The organism is Mesobacillus jeotgali (genome assembly GCF_031759225.1).
Taxonomy (GTDB): domain Bacteria; phylum Bacillota; class Bacilli; order Bacillales; family Cytobacillaceae; genus Mesobacillus; species Mesobacillus jeotgali_B.
The window spans coordinates 3,504,325-3,520,991 of record NZ_CP134494.1 but is presented as its reverse complement, the minus strand read 5'-3'; the positions used below and the strand labels follow the sequence as shown (position 1 = coordinate 3,520,991).

At 44.3% G+C, this 16,667-nt stretch carries 14 protein-coding genes; 11 read left to right on the top strand and 3 right to left on the bottom strand.

Annotation, left to right across the window (positions count from 1 at the left end; translation table 11 throughout):
* Nucleotides 1–577: 577 nt before the first annotated feature.
* Complete coding sequence (ytrI, locus tag RH061_RS17705) at nucleotides 578–1,093, bottom strand: sporulation membrane protein YtrI (protein ID WP_311072144.1); 516 nt, start codon at nucleotides 1,091–1,093, stop codon at nucleotides 578–580.
* Nucleotides 1,086–1,463, bottom strand: a complete 378-nt coding sequence (ytrH, locus tag RH061_RS17700) for a sporulation membrane protein YtrH (RefSeq protein WP_311072142.1) — start codon at nucleotides 1,461–1,463, stop codon at nucleotides 1,086–1,088. The genes ytrI and ytrH overlap by 8 nt, the downstream gene beginning before the upstream one ends.
* Nucleotides 1,464–1,584: 121 nt before the next feature.
* On the opposite strand from ytrH, the gene dnaE reads away from it, so the two are divergent.
* The 10 genes from dnaE to RH061_RS17650 all read left to right on the top strand — a co-directional run bounded on the left by dnaE (nucleotide 1,585) and on the right by RH061_RS17650 (nucleotide 13,913).
* Nucleotides 1,585–4,935 (top strand): DNA polymerase III subunit alpha, encoded by a 3,351-nt coding sequence (gene dnaE / locus RH061_RS17695; RefSeq protein WP_311072140.1) that lies wholly within the window; start codon nucleotides 1,585–1,587, stop codon nucleotides 4,933–4,935.
* 201 nt (nucleotides 4,936–5,136) lie between these two features.
* Nucleotides 5,137–6,375, top strand: coding sequence for an NADP-dependent malic enzyme (gene ystJ / locus RH061_RS17690; protein WP_311072138.1), 1,239 nt, complete (start codon nucleotides 5,137–5,139; stop codon nucleotides 6,373–6,375).
* A 67-nt stretch (nucleotides 6,376–6,442) separates the two neighbouring features.
* A complete protein-coding gene (locus RH061_RS17685) occupies nucleotides 6,443–7,006 on the top strand; it encodes a FadR/GntR family transcriptional regulator (RefSeq protein WP_396654901.1) in 564 nt (187 codons plus the stop codon).
* A gap of 174 nt (nucleotides 7,007–7,180) precedes the next feature.
* Nucleotides 7,181–8,059 (top strand): acetyl-CoA carboxylase, carboxyltransferase subunit beta, encoded by an 879-nt coding sequence (gene accD, locus RH061_RS17680; RefSeq protein ID WP_311072134.1) that lies wholly within the window; start codon nucleotides 7,181–7,183, stop codon nucleotides 8,057–8,059.
* Nucleotides 8,044–9,021, top strand: coding sequence for an acetyl-CoA carboxylase carboxyl transferase subunit alpha (accA, locus tag RH061_RS17675; RefSeq protein WP_311072132.1), 978 nt, complete (start codon nucleotides 8,044–8,046; stop codon nucleotides 9,019–9,021). Before accD ends, accA begins: the two co-directional genes overlap by 16 nt.
* A 298-nt stretch (nucleotides 9,022–9,319) precedes the next feature.
* Nucleotides 9,320–10,279, top strand: coding sequence for a 6-phosphofructokinase (gene pfkA, locus RH061_RS17670; protein ID WP_311072131.1), 960 nt, complete (start codon nucleotides 9,320–9,322; stop codon nucleotides 10,277–10,279).
* Nucleotides 10,280–10,311: 32 nt separating this feature from the next.
* Complete coding sequence (gene pyk, locus RH061_RS17665; RefSeq protein ID WP_311072129.1) at nucleotides 10,312–12,072, top strand: pyruvate kinase; 1,761 nt, start codon at nucleotides 10,312–10,314, stop codon at nucleotides 12,070–12,072.
* Between the two features lie 93 nt (nucleotides 12,073–12,165).
* The gene (locus tag RH061_RS17660; protein ID WP_311072127.1) at nucleotides 12,166–12,732 is read left to right on the top strand and encodes a hypothetical protein; all 567 of its coding nucleotides are present in this window, start codon (nucleotides 12,166–12,168) and stop codon (nucleotides 12,730–12,732) included.
* A 118-nt stretch (nucleotides 12,733–12,850) separates the two neighbouring features.
* On the top strand, nucleotides 12,851–13,237 hold the full coding sequence (locus tag RH061_RS17655) for an FxsA family protein (RefSeq protein WP_311072125.1): 387 nt from the start codon (nucleotides 12,851–12,853) through the stop codon (nucleotides 13,235–13,237).
* Between the two features lie 118 nt (nucleotides 13,238–13,355).
* Nucleotides 13,356–13,913 carry a thioredoxin family protein gene (locus tag RH061_RS17650; protein WP_311072122.1) on the top strand — a complete coding sequence of 186 codons (558 nt, stop codon included), beginning with the start codon at nucleotides 13,356–13,358 and terminating at the stop codon, nucleotides 13,911–13,913.
* Between the two features lie 454 nt (nucleotides 13,914–14,367).
* Here the strand turns inward: RH061_RS17650 and ytvI are convergent, their stop codons facing one another.
* Nucleotides 14,368–15,495: a sporulation integral membrane protein YtvI gene (gene ytvI, locus RH061_RS17645; protein WP_311072120.1), complete on the bottom strand. Its 1,128-nt coding sequence runs from the start codon at nucleotides 15,493–15,495 to the stop codon at nucleotides 14,368–14,370.
* A gap of 357 nt (nucleotides 15,496–15,852) precedes the next feature.
* On the opposite strand from ytvI, the gene RH061_RS17640 reads away from it, so the two are divergent.
* Nucleotides 15,853–16,311 (top strand): DUF441 domain-containing protein, encoded by a 459-nt coding sequence (locus RH061_RS17640; protein WP_311072119.1) that lies wholly within the window; start codon nucleotides 15,853–15,855, stop codon nucleotides 16,309–16,311.
* Nucleotides 16,312–16,667: the final 356 nt, after the last annotated feature.

The window sequence follows — 16,667 nt, the reverse complement described above, 5'->3', positions numbered from 1 at the left end:
GTATTGTGACAGGTTCCGGTGTTCAGAGCCCAAAGCTGTCAAGAAAATGGAATTATTGTGACAAGTTTCAGAGTTCAGAGTCCCAAGCTGTCAAGAAAACATGGTTATTGTGACAGGTTTCAGGGTTGAGAGCCCAAAGCTGTCAAGAAAATGGAATTATTGTGACAGGTTTCAGAGTTCAGAGCCCCAAGCTGTCAAGAAAACGGAGTAATTGTGACAGGTTCTAGAGTTCGGAGCCCAAAGCTGTCAAGAAAACGTGGGTATTGTGACAGGTTCCGGTGTTCAGAGCCCAAAGCTGTCAAGAAAATGGAATTATTGTGACAGGTTTCAGGGTTCAGAGCCCCAAGCTGTCAAGAAAACATGGTTATTGTGACAGGTTTCAGGGTTGAGAGCCCAAAGCTGTCAAGATAAAGCTTTAATCATGACAGCTTCCATATGAAACGCTTGAAAGCTGTCAAAAATAGCTGGGACATGACAGCTTTCAAGCAGAACTCTCCAATACTGTCAGAGAGAAGCTTAACTCGAGCAAGAGTTCCGTTGCTCTCTACCAAACAAGCGAAGATAACCGGCTCACCAATCAATCCAGGCTAATCTCCACCTGGATGCTGACGGAAGTATAGATGACCATCGATTTGATTTTCAGTTTATATCGTTTGTCGCTCACTTTGATGGATTTGTTTTCAATGACTTTGGTGATCAAATCCCTGCTTTTGAAAACGGAATCCAAGTCCTTGGCTAGCAGCATGTTCAACTGCCCTTTGATTTCTTCCTCTATCTCATAGATGCTGAGTGTATCAAGATATTTTTTATATTTTTGATCGTTAACAATCTTTACTTTAATCTCCTGGACGGTCAGTTTTTCCTGATTTTTTTTATTTAATTCCGCGTAATCATCCATCCAGATTTGAATATCACTTTTTAATTCAGCAATCTCATCTTTTTGTTCATGTATAGTCTTCGCATTTTTTTCAAGGGATGCTCCATTGATATATAGGAACACACACCAGCTCAAGACAGCGCCTATGGCCATGCCAGAAAAGAATCTTTGCCATTCAGGTTTGCGGTAATAAGGGGGGATCCTCATTTTAGACATGCTCCTGCGTCAGCCAGTTGATCAGCAGTGCTCCTGTCTGTGCACCGCCCATGGCTGTGAGGATTAAAAGGAATTGCTTGAAAATATCTTTTGTTTCACCGTTTAAAAGCCCTCGTTCAAAGCTGTATACGGTATCAAAGGTACCGCCTATGGCAGCGATGATGGCCCAAATCCGGATGGAACTTGAGAAGCGGGCGATTTCCGTCATTAAGGGCTGTCCTGTCAAAAAAGCGGCCAATCCCCCAATAAGAGAGCCGCCAAGCAAAACACCGAGCGCGATAAAATAGGCTTCGAATAGATGGGAAACAAATGGCTGATTCACATAAAACACCCTCAGTAAATGATAGATTTTTTCCTCGTAATTCATCATATGGACAATCTGCATGCAATATGTTTAAACTTCCATGAACAAATGAGAACATATTTTCTTTTTTTGCCTAAAAAGCCTATAATGAAAGAAGATGAACCTAACCTTTAAGGGTGTGAGAGAAATGCCATTTATTCACCTTCATGTCTATAGTGCATACAGCCTGCTCACGAGTACGGCGACAGTAGAGCAGTTAGTCCGCGATGCCAGGGCAAAAGGATTTTCCGCACTCGCACTGACGGATCGCAATGTAATGTACGGAACAGTCGCTTTTTACAAGGAATGCCTCAGGAACTCGCTCAAACCTTTGATGGGCCTGACGGTTGACGTGGTCAGCCCGACTTTGGAACACGAGTCCTTTCCGCTTGTGCTGCTCGCGAAAAACAACGAGGGATTCCAGAACCTGATCAAGATATCAAGTGCTGTACAGACGAAATCACCTGAGGGAATACCGGTGAAATGGCTGAAGCATTATGCTTCTGGATTATTTGCGCTTACTCCTGGGACTCAAGGAGAAATAGAGTATTTTTTAACAAACGGTGAAAAAGAGAAAGCGCTAAAGACGCTGGATCTATATAAGCAGATATTCGGCAGTGATCATTTTTACCTGGCCATTCAGGACCAGGACCTTCCAGGACAAAGGGAGCTGGTTGAACAGCTGGCAAAACTAGGGGCGGAAACACACACTCCACTGGCTGCTTCCAACCAGGTGCATTATCTGGAAAAAGAAGATGCGTTTGCACAGGAGTGTCTGCTCGCGATCAGAAACGGGGAGAAACTCCAGGATGATGCCCGTGAGAAGCTGGGCAGCAGCGAGTTTTACCTAAAGCCGGCAAAAGAAATGGGCGAGCTGTTCTCGGAGTATCCTGAAGCATTGGAGAATACCCTGAAAATAGCGGAGAACTGCAATGTCATGCTTGACTTTGAAACTAGGCACCTCCCTAAGTACCCAGTAGAACCGGGAAAAAATGCGGACGGAATGCTCGAGGAACTATGCTTTCAAGGACTAAAAGAAAGGTACGGAAGTCCGTCCCAAAAGCATATAGACCGACTGAAATATGAGTTATCGATCATTAAGAAAATGAATTTCAGCGATTACTTCCTGATCGTCTGGGACTTCATAAAATACTCTCGTGAAAGAGGAATCCTCATCGGCCCGGGCCGTGGGTCAGCGGCTGGTTCGATTGTTTCCTATGTCTTGTACATAACCGATGCCGACCCGATAGAACATAATCTTCTCTTTGAAAGATTCCTGAATCCTGAACGTATATCAATGCCAGATATCGATATCGACTTCCCAGATAATCGCAGGGACGAAGTGATTGAATATGTTGCATCCAAATACGGAGAGCTTCATGTAGCACAGATAGCTACTTTTGGAACACTTGCTGCGAAGGCAGCAGTAAGGGATGTAGGCCGCGTATTCGGCTTGAACGCGAAGGAGCTCGATCGATTGTCAAGGCTAGTGCCATCGAGGCTTGGCATTACCCTGAAAGATGCAATCAAGGAATCTGCCGGGTTAAGGAGTTTTATTGAAGAATCTCACAAGAATAAAAGAATCCTTGAAACGGCGATCAAACTCGAAGGCTTGCCTCGTCATACTTCCACACATGCTGCGGGTGTCGTGATCAGTGAACAGCCGCTTACCAGTGTCGTGCCGATCCAGTCTGGCCAGTCGAAAGTGTTCCTTACCCAGTATTCAATGGACCATCTTGAAGAATTAGGATTGTTGAAGATGGACTTCCTTGGCTTAAGGAATCTGACTTTAATAGATTCGATCCTTCAGTCCATCAAGCAGAAAACAAGGCGCGAACTGGACATCCATGATATTCCTTCTGAAGATAAAGAAACATTCGAGATGCTTGGCAGAGGAGAGACGACAGGTATTTTCCAGCTTGAATCGGATGGGATGAGAAAGGTACTGACAAGGCTGGAACCAACGAGATTTGAGGATATTGTCGCAGTCAATGCACTTTATCGTCCAGGCCCGATGGAGAATATCCCATTGTTCATTGACCGCAAGCACGGAAGGCAGCCGATAGACTATTATCATAAGGACCTTGAACACATTCTCCGTGATACATATGGAGTCATCGTCTATCAGGAGCAAATCATGCAGATTGCTTCCCAGATGGCTGGGTTTTCCCTGGGGGAAGCGGATTTGCTGAGGAGAGCCGTTTCAAAGAAGAAGAAGGAAGTCCTTGCCCAGGAACGTGAACATTTTGTGAATGGCGCTTTAAGGAAGGGATATGATGAGCATACAGCGAATCTTGTCTATGATTTGATTGTCCGATTTGCCAACTACGGCTTTAACCGCAGCCACGCGGTCGCATACAGCATGATTGCCTACCAGCTCTCGTACCTCAAAGCACATTTTCCACTCTATTTTATGGCGGCGCTGCTTACGTCGGCAATCGGCAATGACGTGAAAATTGCACAGTATGCAAGAGAGCTGCAGCAGATGGGGATCAAGCTTCTTCCTCCTTCGATCAATAAAAGTGCATTCAGCTTCCAGCCAGAAGGGGATGGCGTCCGGTACAGCCTTGCTGGAATCAAAGGAGTCGGAATTGCCTCCCTTAAGGAGATATTCCAGGCGAGGCGAAACCAGCCTTTTAAGGATATATTTGATTTCTGTATCCGCGTGCCTCAAAAGGCTGCCTCAAGAAAAGTGCTCGAAGCATTGATTTATTCAGGCGCTTTCGATGAATTCGGCCAGGACCGCGCTGTCCTTTTAGCCACGGTTGATGTAGCGATTGAACATGCACAGCTTGTGGCACCAGATGACTCCGGCCAGATAGATATGTTCGCGGAAGCAGAGTTTACCTTGAAGCCGAAGTATACTGAGGTCGACCCGATGCGGATAGAAGACAAGCTCAGCCTGGAAAAGGAGGTACTCGGAGTCTATTTATCAAAGCACCCTGCTTCCATTTATGAAAAGGAATTCAAGGCAGCTGGTGTTAAAAAAATCAGCTTGAAATCTCCGGGTAGCAACGTGAGGCTTGGCGTCTATATCACAGATGAAAAGAAGATCCGGACGAAAAAAGGCGAAGCAATGGCCTTCCTTACCATTAGCGATGCAAGCGGGGAAACAGATGCTGTCGTCTTCCCATCCGCATACAAGCAGTATGCAAATGTACTTAGCCAGGGGCAAATGGCACTGCTGGAAGGTAAGTTCGATGAACGGGAAGGAAAGAGTCAATTTATCGTGAACAAAGTTCTCGAACTTGAAAAAGAGGCCAAAAAAGAACCGGTTTTATATTTGCGGATCGCAAAAGGGACGGACAGCGCCAGAAAGATGAAAGAACTCAAAGCTTTATTGAAAAAACATCGTGGCGAAGTACCGGTAATAGTGTATAACGAAGAGACCGAAAAATCGCTGCTGCTGCCAGAAGACTTCAGCGTGAACACAGAACGAGGAAGTATGGAAGAGTTAAAGAAGGTATTGGGTGACAATCATGTCGTGCTGAAAAATTAGTTCTTTACAAGTATAATAGATGTGTTATATTGGAAAAGGATATGTGTGGTCAGACCACTGAAGACTTTTTCCATAACCAGGCATTTTTACTATTCTCATTTTTGGCGGAATTACTGCCTTCTCCGGTTCATAGCTGGATTGAGCAAGGCGGATACTCCATGATTTGACGAAGAAAGCCTATTACTAAGGAGTGGACCTGAGTTGACTTTACGTGAAGAAGCTTTGCACATGCACCGTGTAAACAAAGGAAAATTAGAGTCAAAATCAAAAGTACCTGTAAGGAATGCCAGGGATTTAAGCCTTGCTTATTCTCCAGGAGTGGCAGAGCCTTGCAAGGAAATATATGATAAGCCGGAGACTGTTTTTGATTATACAATGAAAGGCAATATGGTTGCCGTTGTTTCTGATGGCACAGCAGTTTTGGGACTCGGAAATATCGGTCCTGAAGCGGCACTTCCAGTTATGGAAGGGAAAGCAGTTCTTTTCAAGAGCTTTGCTGGTGTCGATGCCTTCCCAATCTGTTTGAACACAACAGATGTGGATAAGATTGTCGAGACTGTAAAGCTGCTTGAACCAACGTTCGGCGGAGTCAACCTCGAGGATATTGCAGCGCCAAACTGCTTCGCTATCGAAGAACGCTTGAAAAAAGAAACGAATATCCCGGTATTCCACGATGATCAGCATGGAACTGCGATTGTGACCGTAGCGGGTCTCGTGAATGCCTTGAAAATTGTCGGCAAAAAGATGAATGAAATTAAAGTGGTCGCTAACGGAGCAGGAGCTGCGGGAATTGCGATCATTAAGCTTCTTTATTCTTACGGAGTCCGTGACATCATCATGTGTGATACAAAGGGTGCGATCTACGAAGGCCGCCCTAACGGAATGAATGCCATCAAGGACGAAGTGGCTAAATTCACGAACCGTGACAATGTAGAAGGGTCCCTTGCTGATGCCATCAAAGGTGCAGATGTTTTCATTGGAGTATCTGTCGCAGGAGCACTGACTGCTGAAATGGTACAGACAATGAACAATGATCCGATCATCTTTGCGATGGCAAATCCTGTGCCGGAAATCATGCCTGATGAAGCGAAGGCAGCAGGTGCGGCGGTTATTGGTACTGGCCGATCCGATTTCCCTAACCAGGTAAATAATGTTCTTGCATTCCCGGGGATCTTCCGTGGTGCATTGGATGCCAGGGCTACCCATATCAACGAAAAGATGAAGGTAGCTGCTGTTGACGCAATCGCTAGTCTGATTGAGGAATCTGAGCTTTCAAGTGATTACGTCATTCCAGGACCGTTTGATCCGCGTGTGGCACCTGCTGTTGCAGCCGCTGTTGCGAATGCAGCGATGGAAACCGGCGTCGCACGTATTAAAGTAGATCCGCAAGAGGTAAAAGAGCGCACCGAGCGCCTTGCATTGATTGGAAAAGGTGAGTGATCACTTAGTGGGACAGCCTGAAAAAAACACAAAAGTCTATGTGGAGATCGTCAGGCAGCTAAGGGAAATGATTAATAAAGACGGCTTAAAGCCAGGAGATAAAATCCCATCCGAACGTGAACTTTCAGAGCGCCTGAATGCTGGGCGCTCCTCCGTTCGCGAGGCATTGCGTGCCCTCGAACTTCTCGGACTGATTGAGACGAGAAGAGGAGAAGGTACGTTTATCAGGGACTTCCGCGGCAACCAGCTTGTCCAATTATTAAGCACCTTTATCCTGCAGGATGAAAAAGCAAAGGACGATGTAGTTGAAACAAAAAATATGATTGAGGTTGATTGTCTATACCTGGCAGCTGAAAAGTTGCAGGAGGGGGGAATCAGCAGATTAAAGGCTTGGATAGATGACCATAATTTTGAGGACGAGGAATTTTTCAGGAAAATCGCCGAGCTTGCCGACAATCATCTTTTTTATCGGATTTGGTATATATTGAATGATTATTATGATGCCCTTCAGCTGAAGGTATCACCAGCTGAGAAAGCAGATTATCACAAACTGGTAGACTCACTTGAAACAAAAAGAGGAGATTTGATCCTGGAAAGGTATCGCATGCTGCGGAAAATGTCGACAGACTGACGACAGGAAGTAACATCTTTTGATGATAGGATGTTATATACTTGTGGACATGCCTAAGATGCCAGGAGGGCCGTCTCTCTTTCTTTTTTGGAATAGTGGTCTGGGCACTTAGTGCTTTATTCCTAAATTTAGGATATTACAAAACAACCAGTATTATTCGGAGGGGGTTTTAACTTGCTTAAGGAACTTTTTACTAAAACGAAAAAGAAAAAGTACGCGACAATTCCTTCTGAAGCAGCGAAGCAGGATGTTCCTGAAGGAATCATGACTAAATGCCCGAACTGCAAGAAAATCATGTATACGAAAGAACTGAATAAAAATTGCAAGGTATGTTTGCAGTGCGGATATCACCATCAGATGAATTCAGCGGAAAGGATCGATAGCTTTCTCGATGCGGGAAGCTTCCGGGAACTGGACCGCGAAATGGTATCAGGCAATCCATTGGGCTTTCCAGAATATGTGGAAAAACTTGACAGGGACAGGCAAAAGACTGGACTGAATGAAGCAGTGGTAACTGGGTTAGGCAGTGTGAACGGTTATGACGTCTCGATTGCCATCATGGATGCGACTTTCAGAATGGGAAGCATGGGTTCCGTTGTTGGGGAAAAGATTACGCGGGCGATTGAAAAGGCCGATGAGCTGTCAGTTCCATTCATCATTTTCACTGCTTCAGGCGGAGCGAGGATGCAGGAAGGTGTCCTAAGTTTGATGCAAATGGCCAAAACAAGTGTCGCCTTGAAAAGGTTCAGTGATAACGGCGGGTTGATCATCTCGATCATGACTCACCCTACAACAGGAGGAGTCTCCGCGAGCTTTGCTTCGCTTGGAGATTACAATCTTGCTGAACCGGGAGCTTTGATTGGCTTCGCAGGGCGAAGGATCATTGAACAAACGATCCGCGAAGAGCTGCCTGAAGACTTCCAGACTTCTGAGTTTTTACTGAAGCACGGCCAGCTTGACGCCGTGATCTCAAGAACGGAATTAAAGGAAAAAATCGCGGGAATACTTGAAATCCATCAGCCAGGAGGGACATTCGAATGGCAGGAGAACTAGAATTTGAGAAACCGATATTGGAATTAAGAAAAAAAATCAGCGAGCTTAAGGAATTTACCAAGACGGCGGATGTGGATCTCACTTCCGAAATAGATAAACTTGAAGCAAGGCTCCAAAAGCTTGAATCTGAAATATACGAGAACATGAAACCTTGGGACAGAGTGCAGATTGCCCGTCATCCCGATCGCCCGACAACGCTTGAATACATCTCTTTGTTATTCACAGACTTCTTTGAATGTCATGGTGACAGGACATTTGGAGATGACGAAGCAATTGTTGGCGGTATTGCGAAGTTTCATGGCTATCCTGTGACCGTCATAGGCCATCAGCGCGGAAAGGATACTAAGGAAAATATCCGCAGAAACTTTGGCATGCCACATCCTGAAGGGTACAGGAAAGCTTTGCGTTTGATGAAGCAAGCAGAAAAATTCAATCGTCCAATCATTTGCTTCATTGATACGAAGGGAGCTTACCCGGGAAAAGCGGCAGAAGAGCGTGGACAGAGTGAAGCGATCGCCCGCAATCTATTCGAGATGGCAGGACTTACGGTCCCGGTAATCTGTGTCGTTATAGGAGAAGGCGGAAGCGGCGGCGCGCTGGCTCTTGGAGTCGGCAATTACATTCACATGCTGGAAAACTCCACCTACTCCGTCATTTCACCTGAAGGCGCAGCGGCCATTCTTTGGAAAGATTCATCTTTGGCGAAAAAGGCTGCTGAAACGATGAAGATTACAGCTCCAGATCTGAAGGGGCTTGGAATCATTGATCAAATCATTCCGGAAGTAAAGGGCGGGGCCCATAAAGACTTAAAGCAGCAGGCGAAGTATATGGATAAAATTCTAAAAGATTCAATGTCCGAACTGCTTGTACTCGATGAAGAAGCACTGCTGAGCCAGCGATACGAAAAATACAAACGAATTGGAGAGTTTTCGTTTCCAACTGAGTTTATAGGGGTAAAATAAAACGTGCCATTTAGCACGTTTTATTTTTTACTTTATAAAATCAAAGCTTGACAACTCGGATATGTACCTGAAAGCAGTCAATAATCCGGGGGCAGAAGGGCTAAAAATCCTATTGAAGCGCTTGCAATTACGTGATAATTCCGTCTTATTGTCAATATTGAGGATTCAGTTGAGATACGGTATTCTACGTGGTATTTTAGAAATATTCCCGGGTATTCTGTTTATAATAAGATAAGCTAATAACAGGATACTACAGTGATTAGTTTTTGGTACAGTACATACTGAATGAGGTGAAAAGATGAAAAGAATTGGTGTTTTGACGAGCGGCGGGGATTCGCCCGGCATGAATGCGGCCGTACGTGCGGTTGTCAGGAAAGCGATTTACCATGATGTAGAGGTATATGGTGTATTTGGCGGTTACGCTGGCTTGATGAGCGGAAATATTAAAAAGCTGGAACTTGGATCAGTTGGTGATATCATCCACCGTGGCGGAACATTCCTTTATTCTGCAAGAAGCGAAGAATTCAAGACAAAGGAAGGCCAGCAAAAAGGGATTGAGCAATTGAATAAGTTTGGCATTGACGGACTTGTCGTCATTGGCGGAGACGGTTCTTACAGAGGAGCTAAAGCGTTGACAGAACAGGGATTCCCATGTGTTGGTGTTCCTGGAACGATTGACAATGATATCCCAGGTACTGAATTCACAATCGGATTTGATACAGCACTTAACACTGTCATCGATGCAATCGATAAAATCCGTGATACTGCTTCTTCCCATGAAAGAACGTTTGTTGTCGAAGTAATGGGACGCAACGCTGGAGATTTGGCATTATGGGCTGGCCTGGCAGGGGGTGCTGAAACAATCCTGATTCCTGAGGATCCGCATGACATGAAGGATATAGCTCACCGTTTGAAAAAGGGACATGAACGCGGTAAAAAACACAGTATCATTGTGGTAGCTGAGGGTGTCATGAACGGTTATGATTTCGCGAAGCAACTGCAGGAAGAGACTGATTTTGACACACGTGTAACGGTCCTTGGCCATGTTCAGCGCGGCGGAACACCTACAGCATTCGACCGCGTACTAGCAAGCAGACTGGGAGCACGGGCAGTAGAGCTTCTATTGGAAGGAAAAGGCGGACGTGCCGTAGGAATGGAAAACAATCAACTAGTTGATTACGATATCATTGAAGCTTTGGCTAAAGAGCACACTGTTGACTTGAACTTATATAAATTATCGAAAGAGCTTTCTATTTAATCTCTTTACAGTAAACCAGGAGGTTGCAAGCTATGCGCAAAACGAAAATTGTTTGTACAATTGGTCCCGCTAGTGAAAGTGTAGACAAATTGGTTCAATTGATTGAAGCAGGCATGAATGTTTCACGCCTTAATTTTTCTCACGGAAATCATGAGGAACACGCAGCACGTATCAAGAATATCAGAGAAGCTGCATCTAAAACAGGGAAGAATGTTGGTATTCTTCTTGATACAAAAGGCCCTGAAATCCGTACGAATGATATGGAAAACGGAGCAATCGAGCTGACAACTGGCCAGGAGTGCATCGTTTCGATGACAGAGGTTCTAGGGACTGCAGAAAAGTTTTCTGTAACTTATGACCAGTTGATTGATGATGTACATCCAGGGGCGAAAATCCTCCTAGATGATGGTTTGATCGGGCTCGAAGTCATCAGCATCGACAAGTCTAGCAATGAAATCAAAACTAGGGTTCTAAACAGCGGAACGCTTAAGAATAAAAAAGGCGTCAACGTTCCAGGTGTATCTGTCAACTTGCCAGGAATCACCGAAAAAGACGCAAAGGATATCCTCTTCGGTATCGAGCAGGGCGTTGATTTTATCGCAGCATCTTTTGTACGCCGTGCGTCAGACGTATTGGAAATCCGTCAACTTCTTGAAGAAAACAACGGATCTAACATTCAAATCATCCCTAAAATTGAAAACCAGGAAGGCGTCGACAACATCAATGAAATACTTGAAGTTTCTGATGGCCTGATGGTTGCCCGTGGAGACCTTGGTGTTGAAATCCCGGCTGAAGAAGTGCCACTTGTGCAAAAAGATCTGATCAAAAAGTGCAATACACTTGGCAAGCCTGTTATCACGGCAACTCAGATGCTTGATTCCATGCAGCGCAACCCTCGTCCTACCCGCGCGGAAGCAAGTGACGTAGCGAATGCGATCTTTGACGGTACAGATGCCATCATGCTTTCAGGCGAAACAGCTGCTGGTCAATATCCTGTTGAAGCTGTACAGACAATGCATAATATCGCATCACGTGCGGAACAAGCACTTGATCATAAAGAACTTTTATCAGCTCGCAGCAAGGACACGGAGCACAATATTACTGATGCTATTGGACAATCGGTTGCACATACAGCTTTGAATCTTGAAGTAAATGCAATCATCACGCCGACTGAAAGCGGCCATACAGCACGTATGATCTCCAAATACCGTCCGAAAGCGCCAATCATTGCAGCAACTTCGAATGACCATGTTCTGCGCCGCCTGGCTCTTGTCTGGGGAGTATATCCACAACTTGGCCAGAAAGCAGAAACAACAGACGAAATGCTTGCAGTCGCAGTAGAAGAAAGTGTGAACAGCGGACTTGTTTCCCATGGTGACCTAGTAGTCATCACTGCTGGTGTACCAGTTGGAGAAGCAGGCACAACCAACCTGATGAAAATCCATGTAGTAGGCGATATCCTTGCAAAAGCTCAAGGTATCGGACGTAAATCTGCATACGGAAGAGTAGTCGTAGCAAAGGATGCACAAGAAGCAATCAGCAAAGTAAAACAAGGCAGCATCCTCGTAACAATCGGCTCAGACCGTGAAATGGTTCCTGCACTCGAAAAGTGCAGCGCCTTGATCACTCAAGAGGGCGGTTTGACAAGCCATGCAGCAGTAGTCGGACTAAACCTAGGAATCCCAGTCATCGTTGGCGTTGAAAACGCAATGCAGCTATTCGAAGATGGCCAGGAGATTACGGTTGACTCAGCAAGAGGCGTCATCTACAAAGGACATGCCAGCGTTTTATAATAGAAGATAAGTTACAAAATAAAGCGTGGAATCATCATTGATTTCACGCTTTTATTTATGTTTCTGGAGTGGTTATGGCAGGTTTGTTGGGGATTGAGGAAAAGCTGTCCGAAGTCGAGCCAAGTTCAGACAGGTTTCACGGGCAAGGAGGAAAAGCTGTCTGAAGTCGAGCCAAGTTCGGACAGCTTTCATGGGCAAGGAGGAAAAGCTGTCCGAAGTCGAGCCAAGTTCAGACCGGTTTCACAGAAAACGAAGAAAAGCTGTCCGAAGTCAAGCCAAGTTCGGACAGGTTTCATGGGCATGGAGGAAAAGCTGTCTGAAGTCGAGCCAAGTTCTGACAGGTTTCATGGGCAAGGAGGAAAAGCTGTCCGAAGTCGAGCCAAGTTCAGACCGGTTTCACAGAAAACGAGGAAAAGCTGTCCGAAGTCGAACCAAGTTCAGACAGGTTTCATGGGCAAGGAGGAAAAGCTGTCCGAAGTTGAGCCAAGTTCAGACAGGTTTCACAGAAAACGAGGAAAAGCTGTCCAAAGTCGAGCCAAGTTCAGACAGGTTTCCCTGGCAATGAAGAAAAGCTGTCAGAAGTCGCGCCAAGTTCAGACCGGTTTCACAGAAAACGAGGAAAAGCTGTCTGAAGTTAATACAGTGTCAAACAATCTTTGATTGATATCATTACAAGCATTGAATCCTAAAGGAATCCCCGGTAATCATATTATTGTATTCTCTTCAAGTGGGCACGTATAATAGAAGGACACGCTATTTCAAAACAATGAGGTGGAGAATGAGATATATTTTTTTATTTTTAGTTATTGTTCCGGCTGCTGAGATTGGCGTCCTGCTTCTCTCAGGTCAGACCATCGGCATTTGGCCGACAATCATGATCATCATCCTCACAGGTTTCCTCGGGGCTTTTTTAGCGAAACAGCAGGGGTTGGAAACGATAAGAAGAACTCAGGACCAATTAAGAAGAGGCATGATGCCTGGGGATGTCATCCTCGATGGCGTGAGCATTCTTGTTGGCGGTACCCTTCTGCTCACACCTGGTTTCATTACTGACGCTCTTGGCTTTTTACTGCTGGCACCACCGACCAGGAAGTTTTTCAAAGCAATTATGATGAAATTATTCCGTAACTGGATGGATAAAGGTACGATCAAGGTCATTCGTTAACATTGAAAGGCCTGCTCGGTTTTTATTTTGAAAAATAATATGTCATGTAGCAGTCCAACTAGCAATTAAAATTGGATTGCTCTTTTTTTGATATACATTGTAAGGGGGAGTATTTTAGATGAAAACTGAACAACAGTATTTTGAAGAGGGAAAATCAATACAAACTTATATGGCTGAAATGTCCGTATTAAAAGAGGAAAGTTTCAGCGTTTATGAAAAATTTCATCTCCCTGCAGATGGATTTGCTGAAAAGTTAAAGCAAAATCAACTTCATTTCCTAACGATCACAGAAGATTGGTGTGGAGATGCCATGATGATTAATCCTGTTATTCGCAAATTAGCTGAAGCTGCTCATATTGAAATGCGTGTCGCATTACGAGATGCAGATACGGATTTGATTGATTCTTACTTAACAAACGGTGGACGTGCAATTCCAATTATTCTAATTTTTAATAGTCAAGGACAAGTAATCGAAAAGTGGGGGCCGCGTGCACCGCAAGTTCAGCAAATAGTTGATGAAGTCCGTGCGGCATTGCCATCAAAAGAGGATCCCGCCTTTGCCGAGAAACAAAAAGAAGCCTTTCGTTCTTTAACCAAAAGGTATACAGAGGATCAAGTTCTTTGGTCATATGTTTATGATAGTTTTAAGGAGACAGTATTAGGTATTTTGAAGTAGGGGATAGGAATCAACTTCCTTCAAGTCCTTTGTTGGGTACGGTCTTATTAAGTAAGTAACCTGCTCAATTTAAGCGGAAAATTTCCGGTTAGACTGCAAAATAGAACTCGGTTTGGGGCAAATAGGCGGAGGGTTTCCGATTAAGCACAATAAAACAACCGATTTTTACGTTTTTTGAGTTATTAGTCGGAATCTTTCCGTCTATTACAGCTGTTTTGAGTGCAATTTCATAATTAGGAGAAATTTCTCCGCTTTTTTTTATCCCAATGTGAATTCTTCCTTTTCAGATGCAGTTAATTGTTAAACACGAAAAAACTAGTTTTGCACGCTTATCGAATTGATGCCAATTTTAAAGATAAACTTAAAAATGCTTGGAGCAGTTCAATTGTGAACTGCTCCAAGCATTTTTCTAAGCGAATTGGTATTCATATGATTTCATGTCATAAATATAGTCCTACTTTATAATGACTTCGTCTTTTCCTTTTATGAATTTCCAAATGTCCTGGAATACATTCGCTCGCTGTAGGGTATTGAAAATCACCAGTATGACTGGACCGACAATCAGTCCCAGGAAGCCGATGGTTTTGAAGCCGACGAACAGGGCGATCAAGGTCGCGAGCGGGTCAAGGCCTATGCTTGATGATAGGATTTTCGGTTCCATGATCTGTCTCTGGACCAATACAACGACATACAAGATACCTAGACCAATCGCCGTACTCATTTCGCCGGCAATTGCTTCATATATGATCCACGGGACGAAAACAGCACCCGTACCGAGATAGGGGATGATATCCACTATACCGGTAACCAGGGCGATCGTGATCGCATAATCGATACGAAGGATCAACAGACCGATCAGGATGATGACGGTGGTGATCGAGACCAATGTTGCCTGCGCCCTGACAAACCCGAATAATGCTTTTTTTAGATCATCAAAAACGGTTTTGCTGCTTGTCCTGGCCCGATTAGGCAGAAACTTTGTCCCCATTGCCGATAATCGATACCAGTCCTTACTGATAAAGAAAGTACCAAGCAATGAGAAAATGAGGACAGTTGCTGCGTTAGGGAACCAGGACAAAATGTTGGGGATTTTTTCAAAGAAGTCCTTAATGAAATTTCCTGCTGTTGTCCCGATGGTGGCGCCCACATTCTGGATGTTATCCATGATCGTATCCTGCTGGCCTGATTCAAGGCTTTGGAACATACCGGTCAGCTGGTTGTAAATGGGAATGAGCTGTGCGGCAAATAAATGTTCAATATAATCAATTAAGGTAATCAGATGTTCAGGGACTACCTTGGCAAGATATTCAGCGCCTGAAGCGATTTCGACCACAAGCAGTGTGATCAATCCCGCGAACACCAGCATGATCAGCAAAAGGGCAATGAATACTGCCAGGGACCTGGGCATTTTTGCGCGCTCCTGGAAAAAGTTGACGAGAGGATTCATCATGAAGGCAATAAGAAAGCCAATGATGAATGGATAAGTTACCTTAGATACGAAAAAAAGTGCAAACACTCCGGCCACAACAAGGCCGATTACAAATAAGAAACGCAAAGTTCTATGCAGGTAATTGGGATTCAAGCGGGTTCCTCCTTTTGGGATTCGTACATCGCAACATTGGAGCCTGTCCTGAGAGTCTCTTAAAATATACGGCTAATCTTTTTAAAAGATTCGAGTTAATTTTCGAAAATCCTTTAAAGCCGCCAAATACTTGTAGCTGTCTTTCTCAGGAGCCGGAGAGGACCCTTTCTTCTATTGAAAAGGAAATACTAAATAATGAATTTTACGGAAACAGTAGTATATAAACGAGAACATTGGAATTAATACAAACACCTGGTGCGTATAATCAGCAGGAGCAGCACTCTAAATCCTACTTACTTGGTGTAATATTTTTAATTATGTTACAATAGTTTTAACCGTGGAAGGATGTCAAAAATTATGATAGAGCCTATGCTTTTTTTACTAACTTTATTGGCAATTGCTTTTCTGGCAAAGAACCAATCATTGATCATTGCGGTGCTGGTCTTGCTAGTAATGAAGATTGCCGGATTTGAAGCCAAGACATTCTCGCTGCTGCAGGGAAAGGGAATCAATTGGGGTGTAACTATTATTACGATTGCTGTCCTTGCACCAATCGCCAGCGGTGAAATTGGTTTCAAAGATTTAGGCGGTGCTTTCAAGTCACCTTATGCATGGATTGCCCTGATTTCCGGAATGGCAGTTGCTCTGCTTGCAAAAGGTGGAGTTACCTTGCTGGCTGAAGACCCCCATATAACGACTGCACTTGTGCTGGGAACAATTTTGGCCGTATCATTATTCAAAGGTGTAGCAGTTGGCCCTTTGATTGGTGCTGGTATCGCATTTGCAGCTATGAAAATCTTTGAATTATTCAAATAGCCTTTTTGTAAAATAATATTTTATATTGATTTAAGTTGTTTTCATTCACAAATGTCAGATAATTGTTTATAATAGGACTTGTAACTGCTTCCATCCCTTTACATAGGCTTGGGGTGGAGTGAGTATCCACGGTTTTTTAATATTATAAAATGTAAGCATTTTCTTTTTGCCGGCTGCCTGAGCAAGCGCTCGATACCCATAGCATCATCTGGAAGGCATTTCGGCTGGAATCGGTCTGTCGCCGGCGAATGCTCCGGCTTTTCGTATAAAGTGTCAGAAATTTCTATTTTCTGATATCGCTGTTTTCAACAGCAATCTATCATACAGACAAAATGGGATATGGGGAAATTAACTAC

What these genes read in the sequence shown, in the direction of transcription:
- ytrI (WP_311072144.1), bottom strand. Translation starts at nt 1,093, where the DNA reads ATGTCTAAAATGAGGATCCCCCCTTATTACCGCAAACCTGAATGGCAA.
- ytrH (WP_311072142.1), bottom strand. Translation starts at nt 1,463, where the DNA reads ATGATGAATTACGAGGAAAAAATCTATCATTTACTGAGGGTGTTTTAT.
- dnaE (WP_311072140.1), top strand. Translation starts at nt 1,585, where the DNA reads ATGCCATTTATTCACCTTCATGTCTATAGTGCATACAGCCTGCTCACG.
- RH061_RS17685 (WP_396654901.1), top strand. Translation starts at nt 6,443, where the DNA reads ATGATTAATAAAGACGGCTTAAAGCCAGGAGATAAAATCCCATCCGAA.
- accA (WP_311072132.1), top strand. Translation starts at nt 8,044, where the DNA reads ATGGCAGGAGAACTAGAATTTGAGAAACCGATATTGGAATTAAGAAAA.
- pfkA (WP_311072131.1), top strand. Translation starts at nt 9,320, where the DNA reads ATGAAAAGAATTGGTGTTTTGACGAGCGGCGGGGATTCGCCCGGCATG.
- pyk (WP_311072129.1), top strand. Translation starts at nt 10,312, where the DNA reads ATGCGCAAAACGAAAATTGTTTGTACAATTGGTCCCGCTAGTGAAAGT.
- RH061_RS17655 (WP_311072125.1), top strand. Translation starts at nt 12,851, where the DNA reads ATGAGATATATTTTTTTATTTTTAGTTATTGTTCCGGCTGCTGAGATT.
- RH061_RS17650 (WP_311072122.1), top strand. Translation starts at nt 13,356, where the DNA reads ATGAAAACTGAACAACAGTATTTTGAAGAGGGAAAATCAATACAAACT.
- RH061_RS17640 (WP_311072119.1), top strand. Translation starts at nt 15,853, where the DNA reads ATGATAGAGCCTATGCTTTTTTTACTAACTTTATTGGCAATTGCTTTT.